Genomic DNA, 16,011 nt, shown 5'->3' on the forward strand with positions numbered 1-16,011 from the left:
GGCGCCCTGCCGCGCGCCGCCCGCCGCCGGGTGCCGAACCAGGCGGCCGTGGGGCGCCTCGGGCTCTACGCCTTCCTGGTGGTCTCGGCGCTGTTCTTCGCCATCCCGCTGCTGATCGCCTTCAACACCTCGCTGAAGCCGATGGACGAGATCCGCCAGGGCTCGCTGTTCGCCCTGCCGGCGGCGCCGACGCTGGAGGCCTGGGACAAGGCCTGGTTCTCGGCCTGCACCGGCCTGTTCTGCGACGGGCTGCATGTCGGCTTCTGGAACTCGGTCAAGATCCTGGTGCCGAGCGTGATCCTGTCGATCCTCGTCAGCGCGCTGAACGGCTACGCCCTGGCGCAGTGGCGCTTCCGCGGCGCCAACCTGATCCTGACCCTGCTGATGCTCGGCGCCTTCATCCCCTACCAGGTGATCCTCTATCCCCTGGTGAAGGTGTTCTCGACCCTGTCGCTCTACGGCACCCTGCCGGGGATCGTGCTGATCCATATCGTCTTCGGCCTGCCGGTGCTGACGCTGATCTTCCGCAACTTCTACGCCGGCCTGCCGGAGGAGCTGGTCAAGGCGGCGCGGGTCGACGGCGCCGGCTTCTTCCGCATCTTCCTCCAGATCATGCTGCCGATGTCGCTGAACATCCTCATGGTCGCCCTGATCCTGCAGGTCACCGGCATCTGGAACGACTACCTGCTGGGGCTGATCTTCGCCGGCCGCGAGAACCTGCCGATGACGGTCCAGCTCAACAACATCGTCAACACCACGACCGGAGAGGTCGAATACAACGTCGACATGGCGGCGACGCTGCTGACCGCGATCCCGCCGCTGGTCGTCTATTTCCTCTCCGGCCGGTACTTCGTCCGCGGCATCGCCTCGGGCGCCGTGAAGGGGTAAGCCCATGTCCTCCGGCATCTCGATCCGCCGCCTGAACAAGTCCTACGGCTCGCTGCACGTGCTGCGCGAGATCGACATCGAGGTCGATCCCGGCGCCTTCACCGTGCTGCTCGGCCCCTCGGGCTGCGGCAAGTCCACCCTGCTCAACGCCATCGCCGGCCTCGACGACGTCGATTCCGGCGAGATCGTGATCGGCGGCGTCGACGTCACCGACGCCGAGCCGAGCGCCCGCGGCCTGGCCATGGTGTTCCAGTCCTACGCCCTGTACCCGACCATGACAGTGCGCAAGAACCTGTCCTTCGGCCTGCGCGTCAACCGCGTGGCGAAGGAGGAGGTGGAGAAGCGCGTCGCCTGGGCCGCCGATCTGCTGCAGATCCGCGAGCTGCTGGACCGCAAGCCGGGCCAGCTCTCGGGCGGCCAGCGCCAGCGCGTGGCGATCGGCCGGGCCCTGGTGCGCGAGGCGCAGGTGTTCCTGTTCGACGAGCCGCTGTCCAACCTCGACGCCAAGCTGCGGACCGAGATGCGGGTCGAGATCAAGCGCCTGCACAAGGAGCTGGGCTCGACCATCATCTACGTCACCCACGACCAGGTCGAGGCGATGACGCTGGCGACCCGGATCGCGGTGATGAAGGGCGGGCAGGTCGAGCAGTACGCCGACCCGCAGACCCTCTACGAGAAGCCGGCGACCCTGTTCGTGGCCGGCTTCGTCGGCTCCCCGGCGATGAACTTCCTGCCCGGCACGGTGGTGCCGTCCGACGGCATGGCTGCCCGGATCGACGGCCACGACCTGCCGCTCGGGGCTTATCCCTTCCTGACCGAGCCCGCGGCCGGGGACGAGATCGTGCTCGGCTTCCGGCCGGAGGATATCGGCCTGGCGGAGGACGGCGCGCCGGGCGTCCCGGTCGAGGCGCCGCTGCTCTTCACCGAGCCGATGGGCGCCGACACGCTGGCCTGGTTCGACCTGGCCGGCAAGCGCGTCTCCGTCCGCCTGCCGCCGGACCGGGCGCGGGCGCTGTCGGGCGGCGCCCGGCTGACGCTCGACCTGTCCAAGGCCTCCCTGTTCAGCACCCAGACCGAACGCCGGCTTTAGACCGGCTTCAAACCCCAGAGGAAGCGATGTCCACTCAGGATGTGATCTCCATCCAGCTCTACAGCCTCCGCAACTACGGCGACCTCGACAAGCAGCTCGACGCCGTGGCTGCTGCCGGCTACCGCCATGTCGAGACGATCCAATCGCATTTCGACGATGCGGCCGGCACCCGCCGCAAGCTCGATTCCCGCGGCCTGACCGCGTCCTCCGGCCATATCGGCCTGCCGGCGCTGCGCGAGCGGCTGGACTGGGTGGTCGAGGGCGCCAAGACCGTCGGCCTGACCCAGCTGTTCATGCCGGCCGTGCCGACCGAGGAGCGCAAGGGCGGCGGCGACCACTGGCGCCGCATCGGCAAGGAGCTGGGCGAGTTCGCGGCCCGGCTGGCCGACCGCGGCATCAAGCTCGGCTACCACAACCACCATTGGGAGCTGGAGGCGGCGGAGGACGGCCGCCCGGTGCTGGCGCATTTCTTCGACGGCGCCAACGGCCATCCGCTGACCTGGCAGGTCGACGTCGCCTGGCTGGCTCGGGGCGGGGCCAACCCGTCCGACTGGCTGAAGAAGGAGCAGGCCCGCGTCGTGTCGGCCCATGTCAAGGACATCGCCCCGGCCGGCCAGAAGACCGACGAGGATGGCTGGACCGATGTCGGCACCGGCACGCTGGACTGGCCGCGGCTGTGGCGCGAATGCCGGGCGGCGGGCGCCGAGTGGATGGTGGTCGAGCACGACAACCCCAAGCACCCGGACGCCTTCGCCAAGGCCAGCTTCGACTTCCTCAAGGGCCTGCCGGCCTGACCGCTCTGAAGGCCATCGGCCGGAGCCACCCCCTCACCACTCTCTCCGTGTCATTGCCGGGTTTGACCCGGCAATCCAGAAGGTCTCGACAGTCTCTGGATGCCCGGGTCAGGCCCGGGCATGACAACAGTGGGAAGGGGTGAGGGGAGCACCGGCCGGTCCGACAGCACCACCCCGGAGACTCCATCCATGACCCCCGTCACCCTCGGCATCATCGGCTGCGGCAACATCAGCGACGCCTATTTCCGCGGCGCCGCCGGGTCCAGCCTGGTGCGCGTCAAGGCCTGCGCCGACCTGCGGCGCGAGGCGGCCGAAGCCAAGGCCCAGCAATACGGCGTCGCCGCGCTGTCGGTCGAAGAGCTGCTGGCCGACCCGGAGATTGAGATCGTCATCAACCTGACCGTGCCGCTGGCCCATGCCGCGGTCGGGCTGCAGATCATCGCCGCCGGCAAGCATGTCTATTCCGAGAAGCCGCTGGCGGCGACGCTGACCGATGCCCGCGCCCTGGCCCAGGCCGCGGCGGCGGCCGGCCTGCGCATCGGCTGCGCCCCCGACACCTTCCTCGGCGGCGCCCACCAGGCCTGCCGCCGGCTGATCGACGAGGGCCGCATCGGCCAGGTGGTCGGCGGCGCCGCGGCGGTGATCTCGCGCGGCATGGAGAGCTGGCACCCGAATCCGGAGTTCTTCTTCAAGCCGGGCGGCGGGCCGATCCTCGACATCGGGCCGTATTACGTCACCCAGCTGATCAACCTGCTGGGGCCGGTGAAGCGGGTGGCGGCGGTCGCCACCAAGGGCTATCCGACCCGCACCGTCACCAGCGAGCCGCTGAACGGCCAGATCATCCAGGTCGAGGTGCCGACCACGGTCAACGGCGTGCTGGAGTTCGAGAGCGGCGCCAACATCTCGCTGACCGCCTCCTGGGACGTGTGGAAGAACAAGCGCATCCCGTTCGAGATCTACGGCACCGAGGGCTCGCTGCTGGTGCCCGACCCGAACTTCTTCGGCGGCGCGCCGCAGGTCACCGCCCAGGCCGGCGACTGGCAGGATGTCGACATCTCGGCCCATCCCTTCGGCACACCGAACCGGCCGCTGAAGGACGGCCGGTCGGTCGCCGACTACCGCATCATCGGCGCGCTCGACATGGCGGTCGCCATCCGCGAGGGCCGGCCGCACCGCGCTTCCGGCGAGCTGGCGCTGCACGCGCTGGAGGTGATGGAGGCGTTCGCCCTGTCCTCGACCGAGGGCCGTCACGTCACCATCGAGAGCGTCTGCCAGCGGCCGGAGCCGGTGCCGCTCGGCGCCGACGAGTCGGTCTTCGTCGCGGCGCGCAAGGCGGCTTAACGGGCAGATGGAAGCCGCCGTCTAGTGTTTGCTGTCATTGCCGGGCTTGACCCGGCAATCCAGAAGATGTCGACAGTCTCTGGATGCCCGGGTCAAGCCCGGGCATGACAGATGGAGAGACAACTTGCCGGCTTCCTCCACCCTCGACGCCGCCTTCCTCGCCCGCCTCGACGCGCTGCTCGGCCTGGGCGGGCTGGCGCGGGGCGACGCCCTGGCCGGCGTCCATCCCGGCTACGATCCCGACAACCTGGCGGCGGGCGTCCAGGCTTCGCCCCGCAGCGTCGAGGAGGCCTCGGCGGTGCTGGCGCTGTGCCACGAGGCCGGCGTCTCCGTCGTGCCCCATGGCGGCCGCACCGGGCTGGTCGGCGGCGGCGCCTCGCGGCCCGGGCAGATCGTGTTCAGCACCCGCCGGCTCGACCGCATCGTCGAGATCGACACCGCCGCCCGCCTCGCCGTGGTCGAGGCCGGGGTGACGCTGCAGCAACTGCAGGACGCGGCGGCGGAGCACGGCCTGACCCCCGGCATCGACCTCGCCGCCCGCGGCTCCGCCACCATCGGCGGCATGATCGCGACCAATGCCGGCGGCATCGAGGCGTTCCGCCGCGGCACCATGCGGAACCGCGTGCTCGGCCTCGAATTCCTGCGCGCCGACGGCACCGTGGTCTCCGACCTGGTGCGGGTGCTGAAGAACAACACCGGCTACGACCTGAAAGACCTGATCGCCGGGTCGGAGGGCACGCTCTGCATCGTCACCCGCGCCGTGATCCGGCTGGAGCGGCAGGTCGCCCCGGCGGCGACGGCGCTGGTCGCCTGCGCCTCGGCCGAGGCGGCACTGGCCGCGGCCCTGCGGCTGCGCGACCGCTTCCCCGGCCGGCTGCGGGCGCTGGAGATCATGTGGCACGCCTATGCCGAGACAGTGGCGCAGGAGCACGGCGTGGCCCTGTCCGGCTTCGGCCTCGACCCGGCGCCGGTCTATCTTCTGACCGAGGCCGAGCAGGACCCCGACACCGACATCGCCGCGGCGATGGAGGCGGAGATCGGGGCGCTGTGGGAGGAGGGGCCGGTCACCGGCGCCGCCCTGGCGCAGAACGAGCGCCAGCGCGAGATCTTCTGGCGCATCCGCGACGATTCCGACGCGATCGGCCGCGCCTGCCCGGGGGTGAAGACCTTCGACGTCTCGGTGCCCCTGTCGGCGCTGCCGGCCTATGTCGAGCGGATCCGGTCGGAGCTGGCGGCGACCTTCTCCCCGGCGATGCGGGTCTATGTCTTCGGCCATCTCGCCGACGGCAACCTGCATGTGCTGGTCGGCGACTGGCCGGAGGGGTCGGAGGCGCGGATCGAGGCGATCCTCTATGATGGGCTGGCCGATTCCGGCGGCTCCTTCTCGGCCGAGCACGGCATCGGGCTGGAGAAGCAGGACGCCTTCCGCCGCTACGCCGACCCGGCGCGGCGGGCGGCGATGGCGGCGGTGAAGACGGCGCTGGACCCCAAGGGCATCCTCAACCCGGGGAAGATCCTGTCCTAGGCGAGCGGCCGCGCCTTCAGCCACAGGAACAGCGGCAGCCGCGTCCATTGCCGCAGCAGGTCGTTGCCGTCCGGATGGTCCGGCTGCGGCTCGCGGATCGAGGTGATGGCGAGGCCGGCGGACTCCAGGGCTGCGGCATAGGCCTCCAGCGGCTGCGACCAGCCGGCGAAGTCCATGCGCAGCCCGTCGCGCTCCTCGCTGCCCTCGAAGCGCTCGCGGCCGTAATAGCTGCCCTCGAAGATGAAGGGCGCGTCCGGCTCCGGCCCGGCGAAGCGGCCGCGGTCGCGGAAGGGGTGGACCAGCGACACCATCAGGGTGCCGCCGGGCCGCAGCACGCGCCGCACCTCGCGCAGCGCGCCCGGCACATCCTCCACATCCATCAGCATGTTGTAGGCGACCACCAGGTCGAAACGGCCGTCCTCGAAGGGCAGGTCGGCGGCGTCGGCCACGGCGTAGTCCTGGGCGGAGCCCGCCTCGGCGGCGATCTCCACCAGCTCGGCGACGGTGTCGGCGGCGGTGACGCGCCAGCCCAGCGCCGTCAGCTCGCGCGACACCCGGCCCTCGCCGCAGCCGAGGTCCAGCGCCTCGCCCGAGCCGCGGCCGATATAGCCGATCAGCGCATCGCGATAGGCCCAGAAGGCGTCATGGCCCGGCTTCCGCGCCCAGGCCGTCCAGTCCCGAGCGACACGGGCCCAGTGCGCCCGGTCGGGTGAAGTCTTCGTCATCGTTCTCTCCGGCAAAAGGAAAGGGCGGCCGCGATCGGCCGCCCCCATCGGTCGGCAGGCCGGCTACTTGATCTTGGAGAACGCCGTCGGCTTCAGGATGGCGTTGGTGATGTGCGACACGATCGGGCCGTCTCGTTCGGTCCCGGCGCGCTTCTCCAGCCACTCCGGATCAGTGACGAAGGCGGACCATTTCTGCTCCCGCTCGGCCAGGGACTCCCATTCCAGCAGGTAGTACAGGGCCTGGTTGGTCTCGCCGATGTCGACGGTCCAGAAGCCGGCCTGGCGGATGCCGAAGCGCTCCCAGATCTTCAGCGTGATGGTCTCGAAGCGGTTCAGCACCGCCGGCAGCTTGCCCGGCACGGCGTGATAGATGCGCAGCTCGTGAATCATCCCGGTCTCCTCCCGCAAGGGAGGCGACTCTGGCCCCGCTGCCGTCCGATTGCAATCGTCCGGCAAAAACGCCGGGACGGCGCCGCTCAGTCCTTGTCGGCGTAGGGGTTCTTCGGCTGGCGCAGCACCATGCGGATCGGCACGCCGGTCAGGCCGAAGCTCTCGCGCAGCCCGTTCACCAGATAGCGCAGATAGCTGTCCGGGAACTCCTCGGCCTGGGATACGAACAGGGCGAAGGTCGGCGGCCGGGCCTTGACCTGGGTGATGTAGCGGATCTTCAGGCGGCGGCCGCGCACCAGCGGCGGCGGATGCGCCTCCAGCATCGCCGGCAGCCAGCGATTGAGCGGTCCGGTGCGCACCCGGCGGTTCCACACCTTGTGGATGTCCAGCACCGCGTCCATCAGCCTGTCCAGCTTCTGGCCGCGCAGGGCGGAGATGGTGACGGTCGGCACGCCGCGCACCTGGGGCAGGGACGTCTCCATCCGGTCGCGCAGCTGCTGCAGCGCCGCGGCGTGGTCCTCGACCGCGTCCCATTTGTTGACCGCGATCACCAGGGCGCGACCTTCCTCGATCACGTGCCGGGCGATGGTCAGGTCCTGCTTGTCCAGGATCGCCGCAGCGTCCAGCAGCAGCACGCAGACATGGGCGAGGCGGATGGTCTCCAGCGTCTCGCCGACCGACATGAACTCGATCTTGTCGTCGTGCTTGTCGATCCGCGCCTTGCGCCTGAGGCCGGCGGTGTCGACCAGGTGGACCGCCTGGCCGCGCCAGGTCCAGTCGACGCCGATGGCGTCGCGGGTGATGCCGGCCTCGGGCCCGGTCAGCACCCGCTCCTCGCCCAGCAGGGCGTTCATCAGGGTCGACTTGCCAGCGTTCGGGCGGCCGATGATGGCGAGGCGGATCGGCCGCGCCAAGTCGCGCTCCGGATCGACCGTGTCGCCGTCGCCTTCCTCCTCCGGCATCGCCTCGTCGTCGTCGCCGGCCGCCTCGGCGGCGTCGTCGTCCCCGGCCGGCATCAGCGGCCGCAGCGCGTCGACCAGGTCGACCAGCCCCTCGCCATGGGCGGCGGAGATGCCGATCGGCTCGCCCAGCCCCAGCGACCAGGCCTCGTGCAGCCCGGCCTCGGCGGCGCGGCCCTCGCATTTGTTGGCCAGCAGCAGCACCTTGCCGCCCTGGCGCCGCAGCCACCTCGCGAAATGCTTGTCCAGCGGCGTCACCCCGGCGCGGGCATCGATCAGCATCAGCGCGACATCGGCCTCGCGCAGCGCCGTCTCGGTCTGCTGCCGCATCCGCGCCTCGAGGCTGTCGTCGAACGCCTCCTCCAGGCCGGCGGTGTCGATCACCCGGAAGCTCAGATCGGCCAGCCGGCCCTCGCCGATGCGGCGGTCGCGCGTGACCCCCGGCGTGTCGTCGACCAGCGCCGTGCGCTTGCCCACCAGCCGGTTGAACAGGGTCGACTTGCCGACATTCGGCCGGCCGATGATGGCGAGGGTGAAGGGCATGCGCTCGGGACTGCTCAGCGATAGGCGGTCAGGGTGCCGCCGGTGCTGACAATATACAGGGTTCCGTCGGCGACCACCGGGGCGATCCGCGTCGGGTCGGTCTCGAACTGGCCGGTGATCTCGCCGGTCTTGGGCGAGATCAGCACGCCGTTGCCGGTCGAGCTGGCCAGGATCAGCGTGTCGCCGGCCAGCACCGGGCCGGTCCAGGTGATCGGGCCTTCCTTGTCCTCGGGGTCGGTCCAGCGCTCCAGCTCGCGGACCCAGCGCACCTTGCCGGTGTTGCGGGCCAGCGCCACGACCACGCCGCCGGTGGAGACCAGATAGATCGTGTCGCCGGCCACCCAGGGCATCTGGGTGCCGCTGATCGGCTGCTCCCAGACCGTGGCGCCCGAGCGCATGTCGATGCCGACCGCCTGGTTGCCATGGCTGACCGCGACCACCAGGTCGCCGTCGATCGCCGGCATGGCGGTGATGTCGGCCCAGCCGGCCCGGGCGCCCGCGGCGCGTGCGGCGCCGCCGCCGACATTGGCGGCCCACACCGGCCGGCCGTTCTCGATGCGCAGGCCGAACAGCTCGCCCGAGGAATAGGGCGCCACCACCACGCCGTTGTCGACGGCGGGGCTGCCGCCGCCAAGCAGGGCGGAAGCCTCGGTGATGCCGGCATGGCTCCACACCTCGGTGCCGGTCTTGGCGTCCAGCACCTCGGTCTGGTTGTCGACGGTGATGGTGACGACGCGGCCCTGGGTCACGGTCGGCGCGCCGCGCACGGGGCCGGCCAGCTTGCTGCGCCAGATCAGGCCGCCGTTCTGCGGGTCGACCGCCACGGCCTCGCCGAAGCCGGTGGTGGCGTAGACCACGCCGTCGGCATAGGCGGCGCCGCCGCCGATCGGCACGCTGTCCTGCTCCGGATCCGCCACCCGCACCCGCCAGTTCGAGCGGCCGGTGGCGACGTCGATCGAGTTCAGCCGGCCCGAGGCGTCGGTGACATAGACCTTGCCCTCGGCGATCACCGGGCCGGTCAGCAGGGCCGTGCTGCTGCTGTCGCCGCTGCCGATGCTGGTGCTCCAGGCCCGCTGGAACGGGATCTTCAGCGCCAGGTTGCCGTTGACGTGGTTCACCGCGCCGCCCGGATTGCGCCAGTCGGGGTTGGTGCGCACCGCCGGCAGCACGGCCGGCTGGCCGGCATCGGGCGCGGGCTCCAGCCCTTCGGTGCGGCTGATGACCGAGATCCGTTCGCCCGGCAGCGGCGTCTTGGCCTCCTTGAACCAGCTGCAGGCGCCGAGGACCCCGGCGAGCGCGAGGATGGAGAGCCGGGGCAGCAGGTGGCGTCGCCGCATGGGGTGGTCCCTCAATTGCTCGAAATGCTGAGGAGCTGTTCGGCCCGGCTGCGCACGCCGGGGGGCGAGGCCGGATCCTTCGACAGCGCCTCGAAGATCTCGCGGGCCTTGGCCGCATCCTTCTGGCGCAGGGCCAGCAGGCCCTGCAGCTCGCGCGCCGAGGCCCGCCAGGGGGCGCCGTCGGCCGCCAGCGGCGCCAGCTCGTCGTTCAGCGCCGCGGGGTCGCCGTCGTCGAGCCGGGCCATGACGGAATAGAGGCGGGCGAGGTCGCGCACCACCGCATTGACGCCGCTATCGCCGGCGATCTGCTGGTAGATCTTGCCGGCCTCGTCGCGCTTGCCGGCGTCGAGGTCGGCGCGGGCCTCCAGCAGGCGGGCCAGGGCGGCGCGGTCGGCGCTGCTGTCGGCGGCGACGGCGGCGTAGATCGAGGCGGCGTTCTGCGGGGCGGCGGCGGCGGCCTGCTGGGCGTCGACCAGCGCCTTGGTCTGCGACTGGGCCTGGCTCTGGCTGTAGCTGCGCCAGCCGACGAAGGCGCCGGTGCCGAGGACGACCGCGACCGCGCCGGCGATGATCAGCGTGCCGTAGCGGTTCCAGATCGCCTTGACGCGATCCTCGCGCAGGGCTTCGTCGACTTCGCGGAAGATATCGGTCATCACAGGGTTCCGAACAGGGCGCGCCTCGGCCGGGCGTCGCGGCCGAGCCGCCTTACCTAGACGATTGGCTCCGGGAAGACAATCCAAGGGTGTGGCAGCGATATGGCGATGTGCGGCGGCGGGAGGATCCGGCCGTTGCCGGGACCCCGGCGCGGGCCGTCTGGACGCGGGGCCGGATTTGTCCAACACTTGGCGTCACCGACTCAACGGTGTCGAGGCGTTCCGTCCGGCGCATGTCGCAGGTTCTCGATCTCTCCCAGATAAGGCGCGGCCGCGGGCGCGTCTATTTCAACCGCGGCGAGCTGGGCCAGCTCCTCGGCCTCTATTTCGACCGCGTCGCCGCCGGCGAGTGGCGCGACTACGCGATCGACCACGGCGTCGGCATCGCCGTGTTCAGCGTGTTCCGGCACAGCCACGACCGTCCGCTCTACGGCATCGCCAAGACGGTGGGGCCGCAGGGGACGGAATACGGCGTCTATGAAGGCCGGCACCGCCTCCGCCGCGGCCACGTCCTGGCGGAGGTGCTGGATCTCTTCGAGCGCAAGCTGACGCTGGTCCGGGACTGACCCCGATTCCCTCCATCCCTTTCCAGGCGGCATCGTGACCGACTTCGCCCTCTATCCCAGCCTGCAGGGCCGGGCCGTGCTGATCACCGGCGGCGGCTCCGGCATCGGCGCCGCCCTGGTCGAGCATTTCATCCGCCAGAAGAGCCGGGTCGTGTTCTGCGACATCGACGCGGAGTCGTCGCGGGCGCTGGTCGAACGGCTGGCGGGGGAGGGGCTGGCGACCCCGGCCTTCCTGCCTTGCGACCTGGGCGACATCGACGCGCTGCGCGCCATGGTGCGGGCGGCGGAGGCGGCGGTCGGGCCGATCCGGGTGCTGGTCAACAACGCCGGGCACGACCAGCGGCACAGCATCGACGAGGTGACGCCGGAATACTGGGACGACCGGCTGGCGGTGAACCTCAAGCACCAGTTCTTCGCGGTGCAGGCGGTGCGGGCGGCGATGCGCGACGCCGGCGGCGGCTCGGTGATCAATTTCGGCTCGATCTCCTGGCGCGCCGGGATGGGCGGCATGCCGGCTTACACCACCGCCAAGGCGGCGACCGAGGGCCTGACCCGCAGCCTGGCGCGGGACCTCGGGGCCGAGGGCATCCGGGTCAACTGCGTGCTGCCCGGCGCGGTCCGGACCGAGCGGCAGGTGAAGCTGTGGTACACGCCGGAATATGTCGAGCGGATCATGGCGTCGCAATGCCTCAAGGGCTTCGTCGAGCCGGACGACATCGCCCGCATGGTCGCCTTCCTGGCCTCGGACGACGCCCGGATGTGCACCAGCCAGACCTATGTGGTGGACGGCGGCTGGATCTGAGGCGGCGGCTCGCCGGTCGGCCCAAAGCGGAAGGAGCGCCTGCCATTCGTTCGCTTGACGATCTTCTGGCCGTGGCTGATCCGGCGTGGCCGTCGTTGCAGCGAGAGATCGGCCACGCGAGGAATCCGGTCGATGTTCTTCCGCCGGCCGCAACCGCCGGGGCCGATTTGCACCGGCTTCAGGTCAGCCTGCGCTCGACCCTCGGCGCGATTGTCTATCAGACGGGTGGACTGCTGATCGATTGCGGTTGGGTGCGGTTGCTTGGATCCGGCAGCGATCAGTTGGGCCGTTCGCTTGTCTCCTGGAACTTGACCTGCGGTCTGGCCGTCCCAGGAGATCCGCTGCTGCTGGTTGGCGACGATGCTGTCGGAGGCCTCTTCGCTATCAACGCGGGTCGGTTTTCCGGTCAGCCGGGGGAGGTCCACTACTTCGCGCCCGACAGCCTGTCCTGGGAAAGTCTCGGGCGAGGCTATTCGGACTTGGTCACCTTCCTGCTGAACGGTGATCTGGCTGACTTTTATGCCAATGTCCGGTGGAATGGGTGGGAGACGGAGGTCGCGGCCATGGCCGGGTATCAAGCCATGTCGCTATATCCGCCCCTCTGGGCGAAAGCATCCGAGACCGACGAGCGAAGTCGACGGCCGGTGCCGCTGCGGGAACTGGTCGGATTGGCGGGAGCCCTGAAACCGCTGTCGTGACCGGCATGCCCGGATCTGCATCGATTCTGGCCCTATCGATCACCCTGATCTGGATCTAACGGCCGCGGCCGAAACCCCGCATGCTGCAGTCGACCCGGCATCGGCCGGACCGTCGTCACGCCCCGGGATCGCCGGGGAGAGGAAAGCGCGATGCGCGCAACCTGCCTTGGGCCTTCCGGCTCAGGGGCCCAGCAGCGTGGTCTCGATCCGGGCGTCCGGCGCGATCGCGCGGATGCCGTCGGCGAGATCGCGGCCGACCGCCTCCAGCGCCGCGATCGGCATCGGCTCCAGCCGCTCGATCACGAACCACATCTCGGTGGTCGGCAGGTCGAGCCGGGTGCGCGGGCCCTGGCGCCAGTTCCAGCGCCGGCAGGTGACGCCGCGGTCGTCGCGCCAGACCACCTCGCCCGGCTCCGGATGCTCGACCGCGGGCTCGCCGTTCGACAACGTCTCGAAGGCCTCGTCGCCGGTCGCCCGCACCAGCCGCGGCGGCCCCGCATAGGCGGCCAGGTCCTCGCCGCCGATCGGCACGGCCCAGCGCACGCTCAGCGCGTTGTACAGATCGACCATCCGGTTGATCGGCGGCAGCCCGCCGTCGCGCTGGGCCCGCTTGCGCAGCGCCTCGGCCGAGCAGGGCGTGCGTTGCGGCTTGGCGCCGAAGCCGCGATAGGCGTCGCGCCAGGCCTCCAGATGCGCCGCCGCCCAGTCGGGGCCGTCGGCCGCGGCCTGGCAGGCCTCGGCCAGCCGGGCCGCGCTCTCGGCATCGCTCGGGCCGTTGCGGGCGCCGCGCGCCACCAGGCTCAGCGCCACGAAGTCGGGGCGCAGCGCCCGAATGGCGGGATCGACGACAGGCAGGGCGGACAGCATCGGCTCGGTTCGCTAAAATGACCGGAGGGGACACTTTGTTGAATAGGCCAAAATGACCGATCAGGTCAATATAGTGACCGATGCGGCCTCCGGCGACGCCGAGGCTGCGACCGCGGCGGCGGTGGCGCGCCATGTCGCCGAGCGGCGGCGGGAGCGGCGCCTGTCGCTGGACGCGCTGGCCCGCCTGTCCGGCGTCAGCAAGGGCATGCTGGTGCAGATCGAGAACGCCCGGTCCAACCCCTCGATCGCCACGCTGTGCCGGGTGGCCGCGGCGCTCGGCGTCTCGGTGGCGCAGCTGGTGGATCTGGGCGGGGAGCAGGCGGTGCGGCTGGTCGGGCCGGAGGAGGCGGCGCGGCTCTGGGCCGGGCCGGAGGGCGGCGCCGCGGTGCTGCTGGTCGGCAGCGACGGGCCGGACATGCTGGAGCTGTGGCGCTGGGAGCTGAAGCCGCGCGAGCGGCATGTCTCCGACCCGCATCCGGCCGGCACGCGCGAGCTGCTGCACGTCACCGCCGGCACGCTGCTGCTCGAGGTCGAAGGCCGCCCGCACGAGGTGCCGGCCGGCACCTCGGCGCTGCTGCACAGCGACCGGCCGCACAGCTACGCCTGCAAGGGCGCGCGGCCGGTCCGCTTCACCATGGCGGTGATGGAGCCGCACGCGATGCGCCGTTTCTGCCCTTGGAGAGGCAGGCGGAACGAAGCCGCAACGCAAGGGTTATCGTCCTGCCGGCCCGCGGCCGGTCCGCCACGCCATTCCGGCTGAACCACAGGAGCGGTGCATGAGTTTGTTCGACAGCATCAAGGGCGCTCTGGGCGGCGTCGTCGGCCAGGACGGGATTCCGGGCCTTCTGTCCAACGCGCTGGCGCAGGCCGGCGGGCTGCAGGGCATCCTCGCCAAGCTGGAGGCCGGCGGCCTGGGCGAACAGGTGAAGTCCTGGATCGGCACCGGCGCCAACCTGCCGGTCAGCGCCGAGCAGATCCAGGCGGCCCTGGGCAATCAGCAGGTCCAGCAGATCGCCGCCGCGGTCGGCATCCCGACCGACACGGTGCTGGCCTTCCTGTCGGAGCATCTGCCCAAGGCGGTGGACCAGGCGACGCCGGACGGCACGCTGCCGCCGACGGCCGCGGCCTGAAATCGGTCCGCAGGCCGGGTTCGCCGTGGCGAATCCGGCCTGCGTCTGTCCGACGTCCTAGCTGCCCATCCCGGCGAGTAGGACGTATTTCAGCTCCACGAACTCCTCGATGCCGTGATGTGAGCCCTCGCGGCCGAGGCCGGATTCCTTGACCCCGCCGAAGGGCGCCACCTCGGTGGCGACGATGCCGGCATTGACGCCGACGATGCCGTAGTCCAGCGCCTCCGCCACCCGGAACACGCGGCCCAGGTCTCGGGCGTAGAAATAGGCGGCGAGGCCGAAGGGCGTGGCGTTGGCCTGGGCCACCACATCCGCCTCGTCGCGGAAGCGGTAGACCGGGGCCAGCGGGCCGAAGGTCTCCTCCTGCGTCACCACCATCTCGGTGGTGGCGCCGGACAGCACCGTCGGCTCGAAGAAGGTGCCGCCCAGGGCGTGGCGCTTGCCGCCGGTGACCACGGTCGCGCCCTTGGACAGGGCGTCGGCGATGTGGCGCTCGGTCTTCTCCACCGCCTCGGCCGTGATCAGCGGGCCCTGGACCACGCCGGGCTCGACGCCGTTGCCGACCTTCATCGCCTTCACCTTGGCGGCGAAGCGGGCGACGAAGTCGTCATAGACCGCGTCCTGGACGTAGATCCGGTTGGCGCAGACGCAGGTCTGGCCCATGTTGCGGAACTTCGAGGCCAGCGCGCCCTCGACCGCGGCGTCGATGTCGGCGTCGTCGAAGACGATGAAGGGCGCGTTGCCGCCGAGTTCGAGCCCGACCTTCTTCACCGTGTCGGCGGCCTGGCGCATCAGCAGCTTGCCGACCTCGGTCGACCCGGTGAAGCCGACGAACTTCACCGCCGGGTGGCCGGTCAGGACCTTGCCGATCTTCGGCGCGTCGCCGGTGATCACGTTCAGCACGCCCGCCGGCACGCCGGCGCGCACCGCCAGCTCGGCGAGGGCCAGGGCGGTCAGCGGTGTCTCCGGCGCCGGCTTGATCACGGCGGTGCAGCCGGCGGCGGGAGCCGGCGAGACCTTGCGGGTGATCATCGCCGCCGGGAAGTTCCAGGGCGTGATCGCCGCGACCACGCCGATCGGCTGCTTCATCACCAGGATGCGGGCGTCGGTGCGGTGGCTCGGGATGGTCTCGCCGTAGATGCGCTTGGCCTCCTCGGCATAGAACTCGACGAAGGAAGCGGCGTAGTCGACCTCGCCCCGCGCCTCGGCCAGCGGCTTGCCCTGCTCGCTGGTCATGATCAGGGCGATGTCCTCCCTGTTCGCCAGGATCAGGTCGAACCAGCGGCGCAGGATGGCGGAGCGCTCCTTGGCCGTCTTCTTCGCCCAGGGGCCGAAGGCGGCCTCGGCGGCCTCGACGGCGTCGGTGGCCTCGGCCTCGCCGAAGCGGGGCACGCGGCCCAGCGTCTCGCCGGTCGCCGGGTTGGTCACCGGATCGACGGCCTCGCCGATCCAGGCGCCGCCGATCAGGTTCTGGCTCTTCAGCAGGGTCGGGTCGTTCAGGGTCAGCATAGGGACCTCACGGGGTCACGGGATAGAGTGCGCTTGAATGGCGAGGCCGCTTACCCCCTCACCCGAAATCGCTGCGCGATTTCGACCTCTCCCCAAGGAGAGGTGAGGCGGCCGCGCTCGTTTCCCTCTCCTCGGGGAGAGGGAGGGCCCGGCCCGTCAGGGCCGGGAGGGTGAGGGGGAGGACGGTGCCGTCG

At 70.9% G+C, this 16,011-nt stretch carries 17 protein-coding genes; 10 read left to right on the forward strand and 7 right to left on the reverse strand.

Annotation, left to right across the window (positions count from 1 at the left end; translation table 11 throughout):
• The first annotated feature begins 30 nt into the window (after positions 1–30).
• From LG391_RS17900 to LG391_RS17920, 5 genes are all read left to right on the forward strand, one after another.
• Positions 31–888 (forward strand): carbohydrate ABC transporter permease, encoded by an 858-nt coding sequence (locus LG391_RS17900; RefSeq protein WP_374200753.1) that lies wholly within the window; start codon positions 31–33, stop codon positions 886–888.
• Between the two features lie 4 nt (positions 889–892).
• Positions 893–1,978 carry an ABC transporter ATP-binding protein gene (locus tag LG391_RS17905; protein ID WP_225769402.1) on the forward strand — a complete coding sequence of 362 codons (1,086 nt, stop codon included), beginning with the start codon at positions 893–895 and terminating at the stop codon, positions 1,976–1,978.
• A 26-nt stretch (positions 1,979–2,004) separates the two neighbouring features.
• Complete coding sequence (locus tag LG391_RS17910; RefSeq protein ID WP_225769403.1) at positions 2,005–2,772, forward strand: sugar phosphate isomerase/epimerase; 768 nt, start codon at positions 2,005–2,007, stop codon at positions 2,770–2,772.
• A 189-nt stretch (positions 2,773–2,961) separates the two neighbouring features.
• On the forward strand, positions 2,962–4,113 hold the full coding sequence (locus LG391_RS17915) for a Gfo/Idh/MocA family protein (protein WP_225769404.1): 1,152 nt from the start codon (positions 2,962–2,964) through the stop codon (positions 4,111–4,113).
• A gap of 124 nt (positions 4,114–4,237) precedes the next feature.
• Complete coding sequence (locus tag LG391_RS17920; protein WP_225769405.1) at positions 4,238–5,638, forward strand: FAD-binding oxidoreductase; 1,401 nt, start codon at positions 4,238–4,240, stop codon at positions 5,636–5,638.
• On the opposite strand, the gene LG391_RS17925 is transcribed toward LG391_RS17920, so the two are convergent.
• The 5 genes from LG391_RS17925 to LG391_RS17945 all read right to left on the reverse strand — a co-directional run bounded on the left by LG391_RS17925 (position 5,635) and on the right by LG391_RS17945 (position 10,245).
• Positions 5,635–6,363, reverse strand: coding sequence for a class I SAM-dependent methyltransferase (locus LG391_RS17925; RefSeq protein ID WP_225769406.1), 729 nt, complete (start codon positions 6,361–6,363; stop codon positions 5,635–5,637). The two genes, LG391_RS17920 and LG391_RS17925, sit on opposite strands and share 4 nt — an antisense overlap.
• Positions 6,364–6,426: 63 nt before the next feature.
• A complete protein-coding gene (locus LG391_RS17930; protein ID WP_225769407.1) occupies positions 6,427–6,753 on the reverse strand; it encodes an NIPSNAP family protein in 327 nt (108 codons plus the stop codon).
• A gap of 86 nt (positions 6,754–6,839) precedes the next feature.
• Positions 6,840–8,255 carry a ribosome biogenesis GTPase Der gene (gene der / locus LG391_RS17935; RefSeq protein WP_225769408.1) on the reverse strand — a complete coding sequence of 472 codons (1,416 nt, stop codon included), beginning with the start codon at positions 8,253–8,255 and terminating at the stop codon, positions 6,840–6,842.
• A 14-nt stretch (positions 8,256–8,269) separates the two neighbouring features.
• Positions 8,270–9,592, reverse strand: coding sequence for a PQQ-binding-like beta-propeller repeat protein (locus LG391_RS17940; protein ID WP_225769409.1), 1,323 nt, complete (start codon positions 9,590–9,592; stop codon positions 8,270–8,272).
• 11 nt (positions 9,593–9,603) lie between these two features.
• Positions 9,604–10,245 (reverse strand): tetratricopeptide repeat protein, encoded by a 642-nt coding sequence (locus LG391_RS17945; RefSeq protein WP_225769410.1) that lies wholly within the window; start codon positions 10,243–10,245, stop codon positions 9,604–9,606.
• Between the two features lie 233 nt (positions 10,246–10,478).
• On the opposite strand from LG391_RS17945, the gene LG391_RS17950 reads away from it, so the two are divergent.
• The 3 genes from LG391_RS17950 to LG391_RS17960 are packed head-to-tail and all read left to right on the forward strand — an operon-like array spanning position 10,479 to position 12,311.
• Positions 10,479–10,811, forward strand: coding sequence for a DUF2794 domain-containing protein (locus tag LG391_RS17950; RefSeq protein WP_225769411.1), 333 nt, complete (start codon positions 10,479–10,481; stop codon positions 10,809–10,811).
• Between the two features lie 34 nt (positions 10,812–10,845).
• Positions 10,846–11,613: an SDR family NAD(P)-dependent oxidoreductase gene (locus tag LG391_RS17955; protein WP_225769412.1), complete on the forward strand. Its 768-nt coding sequence runs from the start codon at positions 10,846–10,848 to the stop codon at positions 11,611–11,613.
• On the forward strand, positions 11,496–12,311 hold the full coding sequence (locus LG391_RS17960; protein WP_225769413.1) for a DUF2625 family protein: 816 nt from the start codon (positions 11,496–11,498) through the stop codon (positions 12,309–12,311). The genes LG391_RS17955 and LG391_RS17960 overlap by 118 nt, the downstream gene beginning before the upstream one ends.
• A 180-nt stretch (positions 12,312–12,491) precedes the next feature.
• Here the strand turns inward: LG391_RS17960 and LG391_RS17965 are convergent, their stop codons facing one another.
• The gene (locus LG391_RS17965) at positions 12,492–13,178 is read right to left on the reverse strand and encodes a B3/4 domain-containing protein (protein WP_225769414.1); all 687 of its coding nucleotides are present in this window, start codon (positions 13,176–13,178) and stop codon (positions 12,492–12,494) included.
• Between the two features lie 52 nt (positions 13,179–13,230).
• On the opposite strand from LG391_RS17965, the gene LG391_RS17970 reads away from it, so the two are divergent.
• Together LG391_RS17970 and LG391_RS17975 are read left to right on the forward strand one after the other, a co-directional pair.
• A complete protein-coding gene (locus LG391_RS17970) occupies positions 13,231–13,938 on the forward strand; it encodes a helix-turn-helix domain-containing protein (protein ID WP_225769415.1) in 708 nt (235 codons plus the stop codon).
• A gap of 16 nt (positions 13,939–13,954) precedes the next feature.
• Positions 13,955–14,308 carry a YidB family protein gene (locus LG391_RS17975; protein WP_225769416.1) on the forward strand — a complete coding sequence of 118 codons (354 nt, stop codon included), beginning with the start codon at positions 13,955–13,957 and terminating at the stop codon, positions 14,306–14,308.
• Positions 14,309–14,365: 57 nt separating this feature from the next.
• On the opposite strand, the gene LG391_RS17980 is transcribed toward LG391_RS17975, so the two are convergent.
• Positions 14,366–15,817, reverse strand: a complete 1,452-nt coding sequence (locus tag LG391_RS17980) for an NAD-dependent succinate-semialdehyde dehydrogenase (protein ID WP_255646712.1) — start codon at positions 15,815–15,817, stop codon at positions 14,366–14,368.
• Positions 15,818–16,011 lie beyond the last annotated feature (194 nt).

Source organism: Inquilinus sp. Marseille-Q2685 (assembly GCF_916619195.1).
Taxonomy (GTDB): domain Bacteria; phylum Pseudomonadota; class Alphaproteobacteria; order DSM-16000; family Inquilinaceae; genus Inquilinus.

Excerpts from the sequence above, each read along its gene's own strand:
- LG391_RS17905 (WP_225769402.1), top strand. The coding sequence starts at position 893 with ATGTCCTCCGGCATCTCGATCCGCCGCCTGAACAAGTCCTACGGCTCG.
- LG391_RS17910 (WP_225769403.1), top strand. The coding sequence starts at position 2,005 with ATGTCCACTCAGGATGTGATCTCCATCCAGCTCTACAGCCTCCGCAAC.
- LG391_RS17915 (WP_225769404.1), top strand. The coding sequence starts at position 2,962 with ATGACCCCCGTCACCCTCGGCATCATCGGCTGCGGCAACATCAGCGAC.
- LG391_RS17925 (WP_225769406.1), bottom strand. The coding sequence starts at position 6,363 with ATGACGAAGACTTCACCCGACCGGGCGCACTGGGCCCGTGTCGCTCGG.
- LG391_RS17930 (WP_225769407.1), bottom strand. The coding sequence starts at position 6,753 with ATGATTCACGAGCTGCGCATCTATCACGCCGTGCCGGGCAAGCTGCCG.
- der (WP_225769408.1), bottom strand. The coding sequence starts at position 8,255 with ATGCCCTTCACCCTCGCCATCATCGGCCGGCCGAATGTCGGCAAGTCG.
- LG391_RS17940 (WP_225769409.1), bottom strand. The coding sequence starts at position 9,592 with ATGCGGCGACGCCACCTGCTGCCCCGGCTCTCCATCCTCGCGCTCGCC.
- LG391_RS17945 (WP_225769410.1), bottom strand. The coding sequence starts at position 10,245 with ATGACCGATATCTTCCGCGAAGTCGACGAAGCCCTGCGCGAGGATCGC.
- LG391_RS17950 (WP_225769411.1), top strand. The coding sequence starts at position 10,479 with ATGTCGCAGGTTCTCGATCTCTCCCAGATAAGGCGCGGCCGCGGGCGC.
- LG391_RS17960 (WP_225769413.1), top strand. The coding sequence starts at position 11,496 with ATGCCTCAAGGGCTTCGTCGAGCCGGACGACATCGCCCGCATGGTCGC.
- LG391_RS17965 (WP_225769414.1), bottom strand. The coding sequence starts at position 13,178 with ATGCTGTCCGCCCTGCCTGTCGTCGATCCCGCCATTCGGGCGCTGCGC.
- LG391_RS17970 (WP_225769415.1), top strand. The coding sequence starts at position 13,231 with ATGACCGATCAGGTCAATATAGTGACCGATGCGGCCTCCGGCGACGCC.
- LG391_RS17975 (WP_225769416.1), top strand. The coding sequence starts at position 13,955 with ATGAGTTTGTTCGACAGCATCAAGGGCGCTCTGGGCGGCGTCGTCGGC.
- LG391_RS17980 (WP_255646712.1), bottom strand. The coding sequence starts at position 15,817 with ATGCTGACCCTGAACGACCCGACCCTGCTGAAGAGCCAGAACCTGATC.